At 71.4% G+C, this 14,927-nt stretch carries 12 protein-coding genes; 3 read left to right on the forward strand and 9 right to left on the reverse strand.

Annotated features, from left to right (window positions below):
• Nucleotides 1-12 precede the first annotated feature (12 nt).
• The 3 genes from ACWFR3_RS01225 to ACWFR3_RS01235 all read right to left on the reverse strand — a co-directional run bounded on the left by ACWFR3_RS01225 (nt 13) and on the right by ACWFR3_RS01235 (nt 5,120).
• A complete protein-coding gene (locus tag ACWFR3_RS01225; RefSeq protein WP_453732414.1) occupies nt 13-1,971 on the reverse strand; it encodes a ThuA domain-containing protein in 1,959 nt (652 codons plus the stop codon).
• Between the two features lie 5 nt (nt 1,972-1,976).
• Nucleotides 1,977-4,433 carry a carbohydrate-binding protein gene (locus ACWFR3_RS01230; RefSeq protein WP_453732415.1) on the reverse strand — a complete coding sequence of 819 codons (2,457 nt, stop codon included), beginning with the start codon at nt 4,431-4,433 and terminating at the stop codon, nt 1,977-1,979.
• Between the two features lie 300 nt (nt 4,434-4,733).
• Nucleotides 4,734-5,120: a winged helix-turn-helix transcriptional regulator gene (locus ACWFR3_RS01235; RefSeq protein WP_453732416.1), complete on the reverse strand. Its 387-nt coding sequence runs from the start codon at nt 5,118-5,120 to the stop codon at nt 4,734-4,736.
• A 152-nt stretch (nt 5,121-5,272) separates the two neighbouring features.
• Between ACWFR3_RS01235 and ACWFR3_RS01240 the strand changes: the two genes are divergently transcribed.
• Nucleotides 5,273-6,178 (forward strand): NADP-dependent oxidoreductase, encoded by a 906-nt coding sequence (locus ACWFR3_RS01240; RefSeq protein ID WP_453732417.1) that lies wholly within the window; start codon nt 5,273-5,275, stop codon nt 6,176-6,178.
• Nucleotides 6,179-6,383: 205 nt separating this feature from the next.
• Here ACWFR3_RS01240 and ACWFR3_RS01245 read toward each other — a convergent pair whose 3' ends face one another.
• Complete coding sequence (locus ACWFR3_RS01245; protein WP_453732418.1) at nt 6,384-7,499, reverse strand: PP2C family protein-serine/threonine phosphatase; 1,116 nt, start codon at nt 7,497-7,499, stop codon at nt 6,384-6,386.
• 503 nt (nt 7,500-8,002) lie between these two features.
• On the opposite strand from ACWFR3_RS01245, the gene ACWFR3_RS01250 reads away from it, so the two are divergent.
• On the forward strand, nt 8,003-8,698 hold the full coding sequence (locus ACWFR3_RS01250; protein ID WP_453732419.1) for a cytidylate kinase family protein: 696 nt from the start codon (nt 8,003-8,005) through the stop codon (nt 8,696-8,698).
• A 123-nt stretch (nt 8,699-8,821) separates the two neighbouring features.
• On the forward strand, nt 8,822-10,045 hold the full coding sequence (locus ACWFR3_RS01255; RefSeq protein ID WP_453732420.1) for a hypothetical protein: 1,224 nt from the start codon (nt 8,822-8,824) through the stop codon (nt 10,043-10,045).
• 10 nt (nt 10,046-10,055) lie between these two features.
• Here the strand turns inward: ACWFR3_RS01255 and ACWFR3_RS01260 are convergent, their stop codons facing one another.
• From ACWFR3_RS01260 to ACWFR3_RS01280, 5 genes are read right to left on the reverse strand one after another with little or no spacing between them, the layout of a single operon-like run.
• Complete coding sequence (locus tag ACWFR3_RS01260; RefSeq protein WP_453732421.1) at nt 10,056-10,301, reverse strand: hypothetical protein; 246 nt, start codon at nt 10,299-10,301, stop codon at nt 10,056-10,058.
• Entirely contained in the window at nt 10,298-11,797 is a 1,500-nt protein-coding gene (locus tag ACWFR3_RS01265) for a glycosyltransferase (RefSeq protein WP_453732422.1), read from the reverse strand. The genes ACWFR3_RS01260 and ACWFR3_RS01265 overlap by 4 nt, the downstream gene beginning before the upstream one ends.
• Entirely contained in the window at nt 11,785-12,528 is a 744-nt protein-coding gene (locus tag ACWFR3_RS01270) for a PHP domain-containing protein (RefSeq protein ID WP_453732423.1), read from the reverse strand. The genes ACWFR3_RS01265 and ACWFR3_RS01270 overlap by 13 nt, the downstream gene beginning before the upstream one ends.
• Entirely contained in the window at nt 12,525-13,613 is a 1,089-nt protein-coding gene (locus ACWFR3_RS01275) for an ATP-grasp domain-containing protein (protein WP_453732424.1), read from the reverse strand. The genes ACWFR3_RS01270 and ACWFR3_RS01275 overlap by 4 nt, the downstream gene beginning before the upstream one ends.
• On the reverse strand, nt 13,606-14,724 hold the full coding sequence (locus ACWFR3_RS01280) for a PIG-L deacetylase family protein (RefSeq protein WP_453732425.1): 1,119 nt from the start codon (nt 14,722-14,724) through the stop codon (nt 13,606-13,608). Before ACWFR3_RS01280 ends, ACWFR3_RS01275 begins: the two co-directional genes overlap by 8 nt.
• Between the last annotated feature and the right edge of the window lie 203 nt (nt 14,725-14,927).

The raw sequence follows: 14,927 nt of genomic DNA on the forward strand, positions 1-14,927 counted from the left end.
GGCGGGGGTTGGCTACCGGCGGGCGGCGCGGTGGCGGTCGGCGTCCCTGGCCGGCAGGTGTTGGCTTCTTCTGCCCTCGAAGCGGTTCACCCAGTAGGCCGTCCGGTCCAGGTAGGCGGTCTCGGCCGCCGTCCCCGTCTTTCCGTAAGCTCCTTCGAAGGTCCGATAGCCGCGACCGGGCGGCGGGGTACTGTCGGCGGGCTCGATGGAGCTCCCCTCGTGCCATTCGTTGAACGAGGTCACCGACACCCAGGCGGGCGAGCCGCCGATGGCCGGGTCCAGGGCGTTGTTCCACTGGCGGTCGTAGGCCGCTCCGTTCGCGCGGTCGAGGGTGGGAGTCGTGTTGCCGGGCACCGCCCGGTCGTCGATGTAGCCGGGGGCGACCGACGGGGCCCAGATCAGGTTGTGGGCGCGGGCGTAGTCGCCGGCCTGCTTCCAGCCGGGGGCGGTGGCGCCCGCGATCCCGTCGTAGGTGTACATCCCCGAGAAGTGGGCGATCTTCGTGGTGTCGGTCGTCTGGGCGAGCACGATGCTGCTGTCCGTCACCGCGTCGAGGGCGCTCCAGTCGGTGATGCGCAGGCTCTCGAAGACATAGAACGCGGCTTTGTCGCCGTGCTCGGCGGAGCGGTAGAAGGCGGGGTGGCTGCCGTAGGTGTGGTTGATGTACTGGATGTCGGACACCGTGGAGGTTGCGGTACGTCCCGCATACGGCTCCAGGTGCCAGGCCACCTTGATGCCTTCTTCGGCCGCCGCGTCCAGGACGCCCCGGGCGAGCTGGTCCTCGTAACCGCCGCGGCCCCACCAGCTGTAGACGATGACTCCGGCGCCGGATTGTTTGACCTGCTTCATGTGCCGGGCAACGGCACCGTCCATGTCACCGGAGTCGTAGGGGCCGAGCGCCGGGTAGTAGTCGGCCCCGATGTCGTCGGGCGGGGTGTGACCGCCCTGGGACCAGTGGCGCCAACTGCCGTGCACGGCAGGGCTTCCGTACCACGGGTAGTAGAAGAGGTGGACGTTCTGCGACCCCTGCGCAACGGCCTTCTTCTGCGCCGTCCGGGCGCTGAGACCGCCGCTCGCCCCAGGGTGTTCGGCTCTCTGCGCGCCCGCGGCCGATGTGGGTGCGCTGCCCTCCGCCGTGGTGTCTGGTGCATCAGGCGCGCAGTCGCCGGGCGCCTGCCCCGCCGCGTAGCGGACCGCGCCGAGCAGCAGGGCGCGGAAGTCGGGGTCGGCGTAGGACTCGGCGGTGTGGCCGAGTCCGGTGTAGAAGGAACGGCCCTGGCCCTGCGCGTGGCACCAGGTGATGGGGTGATCGCCCGCCATCTCTCCGCCGCTGTAGGTCGATTCGTCCAGGCTCTGCAGGACGTGGACGCCGGAGCGGGGGTTGGCGCGGTAGTTGTACCACTCGTCGGTGCGGGACCAGGTGGCTCCCAGGTGAGAGGTCGCCGGGTGGCTGCGGTCCTCGTTGACCACGGTGGCCCGCTGAATGGCGGGATGGCTCTTGAACCAGGCCCCCACGAGTTGTCCGTAGTAGGGCCAGTCGTACTCGGTGTCGGCCGCCGCGTGCACCCCGGCGTAGCCGCCGCCGGAGTCGACGTAGGACTGCAGGGCATCTTGCTGGGAGCTGTTGAGGACATCGCCGGTGGTGCTGAGGAAGACAACGGCCTCGTAGCCGGAGAGGCCCGCCGGGCTGAAGACCGTGGCGTCCTCGGTGGCGGTGACGGTGAAGCCCTGCTCCTGGCCCAGGCCGCGCAGGGCGTCGATGCCGGCCGGGATCGAGTCGTGGCGGAAGCCGGCCGTCTTGGAGAAGACGAGGACGTCATAGGCGGCCGTGTCGGCCCGGGGGCCGGCGTCCTGCGTGGCAGCGGCCGACGCGGGTCCGCTCGGCGCGGTGATCGGTATGGTGAGCGCGGCGGCCAGTGCGATGGCGAGAGCGGCCGGTCGGCGGCGCAGCCGCCTGAGCACTGTGTGCATGCTGTTCATGGTTGACGTCCCTTCTGCGCGGCGGTGGCGAGGGTGAAGGCGTCGACGTCGAAGAGGTTGCCCTGGCCGCTGGGCCCGTTGAAGACCAGTACGAGGTCCGTGGTCCCCGACGGCGCACCCGACAGGTTTGCCGTGACGTCCTGGTAGTTCTCCCAGCCGCCCGTTATGGGTACGGCCACCGAGCCGAGCTGTGTTCCGGTCGGTGAACCGGCGCGGATCTCGATCGTGCCCCCGGCGCCGCCCGAGGCGATGCGGGCGGTGAACGACTTCGCGTCGGCGAGTGCGTAGGGCTTGAAGGAGATCCAGTCGCCGTCGTCGGTGAAGCCGACGGTGTTGGCGCCTTCCGCGTTGCCGTGCCCGGCGATCTGGATGCCCGACTGGGCGGTGAAGTGCTCGGCCTGCCGGTGGCGCGGCTGCAGGGTCCGCCGGTTGTGGGTGGTCAGGCCGGCCTTGTCGGTGTACTCGGCGTCGAAGACCCCGTACAGATTGGCCGCGCTGTCGTGCTCGCCGTCGGCCGGCACCGTGATGCTTCCGCTGCAGCCGTTCTTGGAGGTGATGGCGTGCGAGTGGCTGTCGTGGCCCAGGAGATAGGTGACCTTGACCTTGGAGCAGTCGATCGTGCCGTCTTCCGGATCGCTCACCGACACCTCGAAGGGCACGGTGTCGCCGAAGGAGAACAGCTTTCCGTCAGCGGGCTGTCGCAACGACACGGTGGGTGCGGTGTTGCCCGCGGTCACCACGAGGCTGGCGCTGCCGGTCAGGCCCTGGGGGTCCTTGACGGTGAGCGTCGGCCGGTAGGTCCCCTTCGCGGTGTACGTGTGCGAGGGGTTGGCCCGGGTCGAGGTGGATCCGTCGCCGAAGTCCCAGGCATAGCTGAGGGATTGCCCCTCGGGATCGGAGCTGCCCGCGGAGGAGAACTGCACGGTCAGCGGTACGGCGCCGGAGGTCTTGTCCGCGGCGGCCTTGGCGATGGGGCTGCGGTTGGTTCCGCCGAGGTATTCGATGCGGTACAGGGCCTGGTTGTTGCTTCCGGTGCCGTAGTCCAGGACGTACAGGGCGCCGTCCGGGCCGAAGTCGCTGTCCATGACCTGGGTGCCGGTCCACGGGAAGTCCTCGATGGTGCCGCGGGATCCGTCGGACTTCACCTCGATCGACTTGATCCATTTGCGGCCGTACTCGGTGGCCAGGAAGCGGCCGTCGAGGGACTGGGGGAACTTCACCGGCGATTGCAGATCAGGGTCGTAGCGGTAGACCTCGCCGCCCATGGGGGACTCGGAGCCGCTGCCCAGCTCCGGGGGTGATCCCTCCCAGCCGTACTTGATCCAACTGGCCTGTGCCGCGGGCAGGGTGGACCGTCCGGTGTTGCGGAACGAATCGTTGGCCGGGCCGCCCGCGCAGTCGTACTTGGCGCCGGACGGGCCGCTGGGGAAGGCGTAGGCGTTGTACGTCTCGGCGCTGGTGTTGGTGCCGGTGCAGTAGGGCCAGCCGAAGTTGCCCGGGGCCGTGATGCGGTCGAACTCGACCTGGCCGCCGGGTCCCCGGTTCGCGTCGCCGCCGCCGGCGTCGGGTCCGTAGTCGCCGAGGTAGACGACGCCGGTCTTCTTGTCGACGCTCATGCGGAACGGGTTGCGAAAGCCCATCGCGTAGATCTCGGGCCGGGTGTTCGCGGTGCCGGGGGCGAAGAGATTGCCGGCGGGGACGGTGTAGCCGCCGGCCGCCGTCGGCTTGATGCGCAGCACCTTGCCGCGCAGGTCGTTGGTGTTGCCCGAGGAGCGCTGTGCGTCGAACTGCGGGTTGCGGTCGGTCCGTTCGTCGATGGGCGCGTAGCCGGAGGAGTCGAAGGGGTTGGTGTCGTCGCCCGTAGTGAGATACAGGTTCCCGGCGGCGTCGAAGTCGATGTCCCCGCCCACATGGCAGCACTGGCCGCGGTCGTTGGCCACTTCGAGTACGACCTTCTCGCTGGCCATGTCGAGGGTGTTGTCGGCCTTGAGGGTGAACCGGGAGAGGTTCAGGTGCCCCTTCCACCGCTCGAAGTCGGCGGCGCTTCCGGTGGCCGGCGCATCGCCGGCAGGGGTGTCAAGCTTGGGCGAGTAGTAGAGGTACACCTGGCGGCTGGAGGCGAAGTCCGGGGCGGCGGAGATGCCTTGCAGCCCCTCCTCGTCGTGGGTGTAGACGTCCAGCTTTCCGGCCTGGGTGGTGTTCCCGGCGGCGTCGGTGTATCTGAGCGTGCCGTCCCTGGCGGTATGCAGGACCGAACGGTCGGGCAGCACCGTGAGGGACATCGCCTCACCCAACTCGGCTGCGCCTGTGGCCAGTTGGACCTGCTGGTAGTCGGCTGCCGGGATGCCCCGGGCGTCTGCGCCCGCGGGGACGGCCGCGGTGGCGGTGAGCCCGGACAGCATGAGCGCGAGTGCGGTGAGCAACGTGGGCCCTGGACGAGGGCGTGGAGACATGGGGCATCCTCCTGACGCTTGGGGGTGTGTCAGGCAGGGCGCGCGCCGGCCGCGCTGGCTGCGAGGGGGAGTGCTGGTGAGCGCGTACTGAAGTACGACCTGCTGTGCCGGTGCATGCGTGAATTACGCATTCGGTACAGGAAATTGCGCAGAAGTGCGAACGCTTTGCATCCTGGCGACCCCTCCCGTGTTTGTCAAGGCCGTGTCAAAATGCGCTGGGTTTCACCCGGCCGCTGCCTCGCCCGCCACGGGGACGCGCCGGCCCTCCCGTGCGGCAGGCGCCGACGGTGCGGGTCGGGGTCAGCGGGCAGGGGAGACGGCGTCCTCGCCGTTCTCGCGGGCGTCGAGCAGGTCGTCCCAGTGCTCGGTCGCCCACTGGCACGCGGCGTCCAGCGGCTCCAGCAGGCTGCGGCCCAGTGGTGTCAGCGCGTACTCGACTCGCAATTTGGGGTCGGTGTGGACCGTGCGGGAGATGAACCCGTTTTGCTCCAGGCTGCGCAGCGAGGTGGTGAGTACCTTCGGGGTGACGCGGTGCAGCGGTACGCGCAGCTCGGAGTATCGGCGCGGCCCGCCGTCCAGGCAGCGCAGGACCATGGCCGCCCATTTGTCGCCGAAGCGGAAGGGCAGCAGCGAGGAGGGGCACAGTTCGTCGAACATGTCGGCTGGCAGCGGCGGCCGTTGCGGCATCGAGGGTCTCCCGTTCGGGTCTTGGTATCCAGCTGGTGACCGACCCGCTGGATACCTTCTCGAGCATCGGCGCAACGGGAGGTATTCCGGTGCGGAGCACGGGCGTCGAAGGAACACCATCATCTCGACCTGTACAGACAAGGCAGAACATCATGCGCGCAGCCCGCTTCCACGAGTACGGCCCGGCGGAGAGCCTGGTGATCGAGCAGGTCACCGACCCCCGCCCCGGCCCCGGCGAGATCCGAGTCCGCGTCGCGGCGGCCAGCGTCAATCCCATCGACTGGAAGCTGCGCGCCGGCGCCCTGCGCCAGTGGATTCCCCTGGAGCTGCCCGCCATTCCCGGGCGCGACGCCGCCGGTGTGGTCGACGAAATCGGTGACGGAGTGCAGGGGGTGAGCATCGGCGACCGCGTCTTCGGTCTGGGCGGCGTCACCGGCGCGACCGCCGAGCTGGTCATCCTCTCGGCCTGGGCCCACACCCCCGACGCCTGGAACGACGCGCAGGCTGCGGGCGCCGCTCTCGCGTCCGTCACCGCGATGCGCGGCCTGAACGCGCTCGGCTCCCTGGCGGGACGCCGCCTTCTGGTCGAGGGCGCCGCCGGAGGCGTGGGCAGCGCGGCGGTCGAGATCGCCGTGGCACAGGGCGCCACCGTGATCGGGACGGCAAGCGAACGCAACCACGAGTTCCTCACCTCGCTCGGCGCCGTCCCCACCACCTACGGCCCCGGCCTCGCCCAGCGCCTGACTGCTCTGGCTCCACACGGCATCGACGTCGCCCTCGACACCGCGGCCTCCGGATCCCTGGAGGACCTCGTCGCGATCACGGGCGACCCGACGCGCGTGGCGACGGTCGCCGACCACGCCGGCGGCCAGCGCCTGGGCACCCACGTGGTCAACGCGGAGAACGACTCCGGCCTCCTGTCCGCGGCCGCGGAACTGGGCCGGCAGGGCCGCTACACACCCCGCATCGAGTACACCTGGCCCCTGGAGCAGATCGCCGACGCCCACGCGCACGCCGAGCGCGGCCGCACACGCGGAAAGATCGTGATCTGCATCTGAGCGCGTTATCGAGACGCACTCGCCGTGGTTGGTGCAGGCAGTAGGGCGGTCAGGCAGCCGAAGGGCCCCGGGCCAGCCCCGCACACGCGGGGAACAGGCGGCCGTCGCGCCGGTCGGCAAGTGAGGGAGCATCACTGCGGGGACGGTTTTGCCAAGCGGCCCCTGTTGGCCGGTGGCCGGGCGCACGGGGTCCGCGGCCGGATGATCAGGCCCCGGGCGTGGCGAGGCGCTCAACGGCGATCATGGCGGCGTCGTCGTTGAGGTGTCCGCCGATGTGGTGCAGCAGGTCGCGGCGGAAGCGGTGCAGGAACGCGTCGGGGTCGATCTCGCTCCAGCCGGTGATGCGCTCGGCGAGCGGGTAGAAGGCGCCGCTGGCGTCGCGGGCCTCGGTGACGCCGTCCGTGTACAGCAGCAGAAGGTCTCCTGGCTCGAACTCGAAGCTTTCGACGTGGTAGCGCGGGTGTGCCAGTTCGCCCAGGCCCAGCGGCGGCGCGGGATGAAGGGCGTCCATCGTCGTCGGCCGGCCGTCGCGCAGGATGACCGGCGGCGGGTGACCGCAGGAGATCATCTGGACTCGGGTGCCGCTGTCGGGGATGTCCAGGATGGCGGCGGTGATGAATGTTTCTCCGTACCGGCCCGTCTCGCCCGGTTCCGTCAGGTCCCAGCACACGCTGTGGTCGAGGTAGGTCACCAACTCGTCCAGGTTCGCCTGGCGGTGGGCCGCAACCCGGAACGCTCCCAGCAGCAGGGCGGCATCATTGACCGCGGTCATCCCCTTGCCCCGCACGTCGCCGATGATCAGCCGGGTGCCGGAGGCGGTGCGTGCCGCCGCGTACAGATCCCCGCCGATCTGGGCCTCGGCCTCCGCGGCGAGGTACAGGGAGGCGACGCGCAGCGGTCCGAGCCGCGTGGGCAGCGGCGGCAGCACGACACGCTGGGCGGCCTCGGACACGTACCGCACCTGGGTCAGCTCGTTGGCCCGGCGCTCGCGCAGTACGCAGAAGATCACGAGGCTCGTGCCGACCAGCACCAGGGCGGCGATCTGTGCCTCGTGGTTGGCCGAGAGCAAGTCGTCAGGGTCGCGCACCACCCCGATCGTCGTCTGCGCGATCACCGCCAGCGCAGCGACCAGTCCCACCGCCCGGGGGCCGCCGAACGACGGTGTGATCGCCGGAGCCGCGACGAGCAGCGGCCCCAAATGGATGTCGGGCGGCGCAAGAATGTCGATCACGGACACCGCAACGATCCACGCGATCGGGATGGCGACCAACGCCCGCCCCGCTCGCACCGGTCGGCGCATTGCATCGGGACGCGGCGGCATGGTTCCTATCTACACCGGGCTTGTCCCGCTCGCACCGGCAGAGATGGGCGGCACGGCCGCCTGCCGGCGCCTGCAAGGTTGCGGGCCGGTAGATGGCCGGTTGTGCGGTGGGCGTTAGAGGGGCCAGGAGCTGGCCGGGGTGTCGAGCCATGCGCGGGTGGACGCGTGGGTGATGGTGGTTCGGGGCCGCCTGCGCGCCACCGCACCGGACAGGTCTGCACGGCCCGTCGACCGGCGACTTCGCCCCCGCGCCGGGGCAGTTCCCGGGTACCTTGGCCGGGCTGTCCCCGCCCACCGTCACCCTGTTGACCCGGTTGACCGGACAGTGGCAGGCCGGCCCCACGACCTTCCAGGACCGTGATCTCGCCACCACCGACCACGGATACGTGTGGCTCGCTGGTCCGCGCCGGCGCCCGCTTCGAACGAGGCGCCCTCGTCGAACGCGAGCCGGCGACCGCAGCCTGACGTGGGTGCTCAACAAAAACACCGTGAGAGAGGCAGCAATGGACCAAGGCACCCGAGGCGAGCTCATCAGCCGACTGGCCGAGGAGGTCAGATCCGTCACGAGGGCGCACCCGCTGCGGGTCGCAATCGACGGGCCGCCCGCTTCCGGCAAGACCACGCTGGCCGACGAGCTCGCCGTCGCCCTGCGCGCGCAGGACCGCAACGTCATCCGCGCGACCGTCGACGACTTCCTCTTCCCCCGTGCACAGCGTTACCGACGCGGCCAGTACTCGGCCGACGGCTGCTACTTCGACGCCCACGACCATGCTGCCCTGTGCCGGGTCCTGCTCGATCCGCTGGGCCCGGGCGGAGACCGAAGGTTCCGGCACGCGGTCTACGACCGTGACACCGACACCCCATCGTCCCCGCCGGCCGCGACCGCCCCCGCACACGCCGTACTGCTCTTCGACGGCGTCTTCCTCCTGCGCCCGGAACTCATCGACCGATGGGACCTGCGCATCTTCGTGTCCGTTCCCTTCGAACGGACAGTAGAGCGCGCCAGGGACCGGGGCGCAGCACTGGCCGGATCCACGGCCGACACCGCCGACACCGCCGAAATCGAACGGTCCTGGCGCCACCGCTACATCCCCGCCCAGCAGCTCTACTTCGCCACAGCCCACCCGACCGACCACGCCGACATCATCGTGAACAACGAGCAGCTCCAACTGCCGACCTGGGAAGTCCGACCACACTGATCAATACACAGGAACCGACAATGACTCCGCGAGGGCCGTCGGCGCCTCGACGGCCAGGCGGACGGCCCCGCCTCGGGCGTGGTCCGCATGCCGTGAGCGGCTCCGCACGGGCAAGATGGCCAAATGTCACGAGTGCGCATGAATCGGCGGATGTTCACGATGCTGCTCGCCAGCTGCGCGATGGGAGGCGCCGGCGGAGCCATCGGCGGGTGTTCGGCGGACGGTGCCGCTGCCTCCGGTGACTCCGTCGAGCGCGCCTACACGTTCCTGGACCGCTGCGTGGACGAAGCCGCGGGCACCCGTCCGGGGCTTCCGCGGAGCTACACCGGCGGCTATATGGCGCGGCACCACTCCACGGTCGCCTTCACCTACGACGTCGCGGTCACGCTCATCGCGTACTGCAAGCGCGGCCAGGACGGTGACCTCAAGCGGGCCGAGGCACTGGCGCGGACGCTCCTGGACCTCCAGGACCGGGACAGCGAGGACGACGGGCGGCTGCGCCAGTCCTACACGTCGGGGAAGCTGCCCGCCGGGAAGCGCGTGCCGGAGCCGGCCGCCGCGGACTCCTTCACCGGAACCTCGGCCTGGGCCGGGCTCGCGCTGCTGCACGCGCACCACGCCACCGGCACGGCCGCCTTCCGCGCAGGGGCCCTGCGCATGGCGCAGTGGATCCAGGACAACGCCTACAGTTCCCGGGGCATCGACGGCTATACGGGAGGCTTCAACTCCGGCGGCACCGCGCTGCGCTGGAAGTCGACCGAGCACAACATCGACGTCACCGGGTTCTTCCGGCGGCTTGCCGAGGTCTCGGGCGACGACGTGTGGGGCAAGCGGGCGGACACGGCCGCCGCGTTCTTGCACGCGATGTGGGACCAGGAGCGGGGCGCGTTCTGGACCGGTACGGGCACGGACGGCAAAACGGTGAACCGCACGCCGGTGCCCGAGGATCCGCAGACCTGGTCCTATCTGGCGACCAAGGACGGGCGGCACGCGGGTTCTGTTGACTGGGCGCGGAGGAACCTGGCCGCGAAGGACGGCGGGTTCGTCGGGGTGTCGGTGAGCGACGCCGACACGTCGAAGGTGTGGTTCGAGGGCACCGCCCATCTGGCGTGCGCGCTGCGGGCGAGGGACGGCAGCGGCGATTCCAGCCAGGCCGACCGGTTCCTGGATTCCTTGCGTTCGGCGCAGTCCGGTGCGCCGAACGCGGACGGCTACGGTCTTGTCGCGGCGTCCTCCGACGGGCTGGACACGGGTGACGGCGACAAGTTGTACGCCAGTCTGCACACCGGTACGACGGCCTGGTTCGCGATGGCGGCGCGCGGCGACAACCCGTTCGACCTGGGCTAGCGGGCCGCTGTCACAGCAGCCACTGCCAGCGGGCGGCGAGGGCGGCCGCGATCAGCAGCAGGACCAGGAGCGCCCACCAGAACAGACGCCGGTCGCTGCGCCGGTCCCGGCGCGTGAGGTCCCGGGCGTGGCGGGCCAGGGCGCGCGGATCAGCGTGGCGGGCCAGGGTGTGCGGATCAGCGTGTGGGGCCGGGGCGTGCGGATCGGGGCCGTCCGGCGGGGGAGCGGCTGTGGCACCGTCGTCGTCGCTCCTCATTGCCCTGCCGCCACCTTTCCCGTCTTCTCCGTCTTGTCCCAGCGCAGCTCCGCATGGCGCATCTCCTGGACGAACGAGGCGACCTGGCAGGCGGCCAGCAGCGCGCCGTACCCGGCCAGGTGCAGCAACGGCGGCGCCAGCCACCGCAGCCGGGTGCCCGTCAGCAGCTTGGCGATCCAGGCGATGGGCATCGACAGCGCGAGCCAGGTGTAGATGACGAGCATCAGCGGATGCACCGATCCGTCCGCGGGCAGCAGCCCGGAGCGTTCCAGCAGCGGCAGGAAGACGCCCGGCAGCGCCGTGATCACCAGGATCGCGGTGGCGATCACACCGGGGTAGATCAGGGCCTCGAACCAGCTGCGCCGGAACGTGCCGGGGTCGATCACGGCGGCCATCAGTGTGATCAGCAGGTAGCAGACGAGGTTGATCACCCAGAGGTAGTGGAACAGGGGCCAGGCCCGCTCGTGGTCGGTGAAGTAGAGGTAGAGCAGCGAGGCGGAGCAGGCCACCAGCAGGACGGGTGTGGCCAGGAGCGAGAACCAGATCAGGCCGAAGAGCCACGAGCCGAGGCGGTGTCCCTGGCCGTGTGCCGTGCGCCCCCGGAACCAGATGCTCTTGTACCGCCGGGTGACCTGCACGTTGCCGCGCGCCCAGCGAAGCCGCTGTTTCCACAGCCCGGCCAGGTCGGCGGGTTCCTCGGCGAGCACGGTGGCGAAACCGTCGAAGATCACGCGGCGTCCGGCCAGTTGGGTCTCAAAGGTGGTGACGGTGTCCTCGGCGAGTGTGCTCGTGTCGATCCGTCCGCCGATGGCTTCCAGGTTGCGCCGGGTGTGCAGTTGCGCCCCGCCGGCCAGGCAGGCGACGACGCCGAGCACGTTCTGCGCGCGGCGGGCGGCGGCTTGGGCGGTGATGTACTCGTAGGCGATGTAGCGGGTGAGGTAGTTGCCCTGCTTGCCGCTGCCCTCCTTGATGTAGGCGGTCACCGCGCCCACGTCCGGATCGGCGAGGTGGCGGGTCATGCGCCACAGGGCGTCGCGGTCGAGCACGACGTCGGCATCCATGATCAGGACGGTTTCCGCCCAGTCGTCGCCCAGCACGTGGTCCAGACCGTGGTTGAGGGTGTGGGCCTTGCCCTGGCCGCCGTTCTGGCGGCGCAGGTGCACCACCCGGCCGGGGTGCCGGCTGGTCAGTTCCCGCATGACCGCGGGCGTCTCGTCGGTGCTGGCGTCGTCGATGACGATCACGCGCAGCCGGTCGGGCGGGTAGCGCAGCGCCAGCAGTCCCTCGACGGAGGCGGTCAGGACGGGGGCCTCGTTCCAGGCGGGAATGAGGACGGCGGTGTGCGGCAGGGGCAGCGTGTCCGGGTCCTCGTACAGATGCCGGAAGCGCTGCAGGCCGATGAGGAGGAACTGGAACACGGCGGTGACCAGCGGCACCGCGCCCACGAAGACGATCACTTCGGCGGCGGTGTGCAGGATCTCCTTCAGGGTGTGCACCGTTCCTCCGTCCCGGCGAGCGCCGTGGCCACCCAGGGGAAGACGCCGACGGCGGCGGCGTGGTGCGCGTCGCTGCCCGCGGCGATGCGGACTCCGGCGCGGGCCAGCAGGGCAGCGGTCCGCGGGCTGGGGCAGCGCCACTTCTCGTTGAGTTCGACCGCGACCCCGTGGGTGCGGCAGGCGCGGGCCAGCGGGGCGAGCAGGGCGGCGTCGACCTCCGCCTCCTCCAGCCCCGCCTTGGGCAGGACGCTGAAAAGGTGGGCCAGGTGCGCGGAGCGGCCCGCCGGAATCCTGGCCACCGCCCGCGTGGTGGCCCGCACCAGCAGTTCGAGGGCCTCGGCGCGCTCCATGGTGCCCGCCGCCAGACGTGCGCGGACCGCCTCGGGGTGGGCCGGCCCGTCCGGCAGCGGAAACCGGTGATCGGCGACGGCGATGTGGTCGATGCCGGTCAGGTCGTCCGGCAGGTCGATGTGCCCTGCGGTGTCCATGATTTTCGCTTCGACGCCGCAGACCAGGCGCAGGGCAGTGGTGGTGCGGGCATGCTGCACGGCGGCCACGTAGTGCGGCAGGTAGGTGGTGTCGGCGCGTACGTGGTCGGTGAGGACCAGGGTGTGCAGGCCGGCCGACTCGGCGGCGGCGACGACACGGTTCAGCGGGTCGCGGCCGTCGGAGAAGTCGGTGTGGGTGTGCAGGTCCGTGCGCAGGGCGGGGTGGGGGAGCCGCCGGCTCATGCCGGTCCTCCCGGCCCGGCCCCCTCCTGTGGCCCGGCTTCGCGCACGTCGCCCATGTCGCCCAGTTCCGCCGGATGCAGGACGACGTCCTGCCAGTGGCGTACGACGGCGGCCTGGCGGTGCTCGATGCGCTGGGGCAGTTCGGCGCCCAGGAGCGAGGCCACCGCCCAGCCGGGCATGTCCACTCCCGCGGCGACGGTGAGCGAGAGTCCGCCGGGCGGGCGGGGGTTGACCTCCAGGAGCGCGGGCTTGCCGTCCCGGTCCTCGCGGACCTGGACGTTCAGGACGCCGCGCAGGCCCAGGGCGCGCACGGTGTCCTCGGCGAGCGCGGACAGGTGGGGCGCGTGCAGGATGCGGCCCGCGACGACGATCCCCGAGTCGGTCTTGTCGCGGGCCCGGGGGACCGCGGCCACCACGCGTCCGGCCGTGTCGGTGAGCACGTCCACGGAGTACTCGGTGCCCGGCAGCAGCTCCTGCAGGAGGTAGGAGCCGTCCTGCGGGAGCCGGGCCAGGTCGCCCTCGCCCTCGACCAGGGTGATACCGCGGGAGCCGGAGCCGGTACGGGGTTTGGCCATGGCGGGGAAACCGCCCGCGAAGCCGCCGTCGATGCCCGCCTGGTCCCGGCCGGGGGCCAGCAGCCGGGTGACCGGCAGGCGTACCGCCCCCTCGCACGCCTCGGCAAGACGCCACTTGTCCAGACAGCTCTGCAGCGCGGGCATGGAGGGGACCAGGACGCGCACGCCCGCCTCCGCGAAGGCGTCGGCGGCGCGGGACAGGACCACCAGTTCGACGTCCACGGTCGGGACGAGGACGTCGACGGCGTAGCGGCGGCACAGGGCCAGGACGGCCTGCGCGAAGTGCGGGGCGTCGCCGGGCGGCAGCAGCAGCCGGTAGGCGCGCGGGACCAGGTACAGGCCCGCGCCGTTGGGGTCGATGTCCGCCGCGTAGCGCTCCGCTCTGCCCTCCAGGGCCCGCAGGAAGCACACCCCCGACGGGCCGCCGGCGCCGGTGACCAGGACTCTGGGGGGCCGTCCCAGCGGCGCCGAAAGGTCGGGGCCGGGAGGGTCCTGGCGGGGCTCAGACATGGTCTGCGGGGAAGTGCCCGAGGGGCGCGGCGTCACGGATGACCTCCAGGGGTTCTGCGAAGCGGGCCCGGGAGAAGCGGCCCCAGTAGCGGACGGTGGAGCGCAGCAGGTCCTCCTCCAGGTACCAGCGGCTGGCGGCCTGGGAGCGGTGGGCGCGGATGGCCGAGAGCTTCGCGGCCACGTGGGACTCGCGCAGTCCGATGAAGCGGTTGGGCTGGTAGGAGACGGTGGCCGACGGCGACTGGTAGCAGGCCAGGCGCTGCACCTGGCGGCAGGCCACGAGCGTGGCGCGGTGCACGGCCCGGTGGTCCTGGTGGGTGTCGCTGTCGGAGTGCACGAGCACGACGTCGGGCCGGGTCTCGGCCACCGTCCGCTCGATGGTCCTGACCGTGCTGCTGTTGTCGGTCATGCTGCCGTCGGGCAGGTCCTCCATCACCAGACGAGCGCCCATGACCTCGGCGGCGCTGTGGGCTTCGGCGCGGCGCCGCTCGGGGTCGCCGCCCCCGGCGCCCTGCGAGAGCGTCAGGATGGTGACGTCCCAGCCCTCGTCGGCCCGCCGGCGGATGGTGCCCCCGGCGCCGATCTCCACGTCGTCCGGGTGCGCACCGACGACCAGCATGCTCACCTGCTCCTGCGGCACCGCGGCGGGCCGGCTGTGCAGGACCCGGACCACGGCCGCCACCAGCACGGCCGGATCCCCGCGCTCGACCATGTCGGCGGCATGGCCGCGCAGGGCCGCGACGGCACGGCGGGTGCTCGGCGCGTCCTCCGCCACGACGACCGGCACCGCCGGATGCCGCGCGTGCCAGCCCTCCAGAAAGGCGGTGAGGGCGTCGTCCTGCCCGCTCAGCCCGGTGTCCCAGACGGCCGCGTCCCAGTCCGGTACGCCGGCGGGGGGCCTGAGAGCCGCCCGCAGGAACTCTTCCGCGGACCCGACGGTGACCACCTGCGCGGCCCCGTGGGCCCGCAGCACGCCGGCGGCGGCCGATGCCGCCCGGTCGTCGCGATCCCCCAGCAGGATGCGGGTCCCGGACAGCAGGGACGGGGCGTCGTGAGCGGGAGGGCTCCAGTAGCCTCTCCCGTCGTCACGCTCATCGGGCATTTCAGACATAAAGGCCACCTTACCGTGGCCTGCCCCACACCCCACCAGGGCACAAGTCCCCTTACTGCCCTGGCCCCGCGAGGCGAAATGCCCGCACGGACAGGACGTTGGGCGCGGTTCGTCGCGGGCAGGCCGTCCCCAGCCCCGGCCCCGCGGCCGGCCCCGCGCACCCGCACCCGGACGCACCGGCCGCCCGGCGCCGTGGTGGTGAA

Source organism: Streptomyces sp. NPDC055189, assembly GCF_053606765.1.

Excerpts from the sequence above, each read along its gene's own strand:
- ACWFR3_RS01270 (WP_453732423.1), bottom strand. The coding sequence starts at position 12,528 with ATGAGCCGGCGGCTCCCCCACCCCGCCCTGCGCACGGACCTGCACACC.
- ACWFR3_RS01260 (WP_453732421.1), bottom strand. The coding sequence starts at position 10,301 with ATGAGGAGCGACGACGACGGTGCCACAGCCGCTCCCCCGCCGGACGGC.
- ACWFR3_RS01255 (WP_453732420.1), top strand. The coding sequence starts at position 8,822 with ATGTCACGAGTGCGCATGAATCGGCGGATGTTCACGATGCTGCTCGCC.
- ACWFR3_RS01235 (WP_453732416.1), bottom strand. The coding sequence starts at position 5,120 with ATGCCGCAACGGCCGCCGCTGCCAGCCGACATGTTCGACGAACTGTGC.
- ACWFR3_RS01280 (WP_453732425.1), bottom strand. The coding sequence starts at position 14,724 with ATGTCTGAAATGCCCGATGAGCGTGACGACGGGAGAGGCTACTGGAGC.
- ACWFR3_RS01225 (WP_453732414.1), bottom strand. The coding sequence starts at position 1,971 with ATGCACACAGTGCTCAGGCGGCTGCGCCGCCGACCGGCCGCTCTCGCC.
- ACWFR3_RS01245 (WP_453732418.1), bottom strand. The coding sequence starts at position 7,499 with ATGCCGCCGCGTCCCGATGCAATGCGCCGACCGGTGCGAGCGGGGCGG.
- ACWFR3_RS01250 (WP_453732419.1), top strand. The coding sequence starts at position 8,003 with ATGGACCAAGGCACCCGAGGCGAGCTCATCAGCCGACTGGCCGAGGAG.
- ACWFR3_RS01275 (WP_453732424.1), bottom strand. The coding sequence starts at position 13,613 with ATGTCTGAGCCCCGCCAGGACCCTCCCGGCCCCGACCTTTCGGCGCCG.
- ACWFR3_RS01240 (WP_453732417.1), top strand. The coding sequence starts at position 5,273 with ATGCGCGCAGCCCGCTTCCACGAGTACGGCCCGGCGGAGAGCCTGGTG.
- ACWFR3_RS01230 (WP_453732415.1), bottom strand. The coding sequence starts at position 4,433 with ATGTCTCCACGCCCTCGTCCAGGGCCCACGTTGCTCACCGCACTCGCG.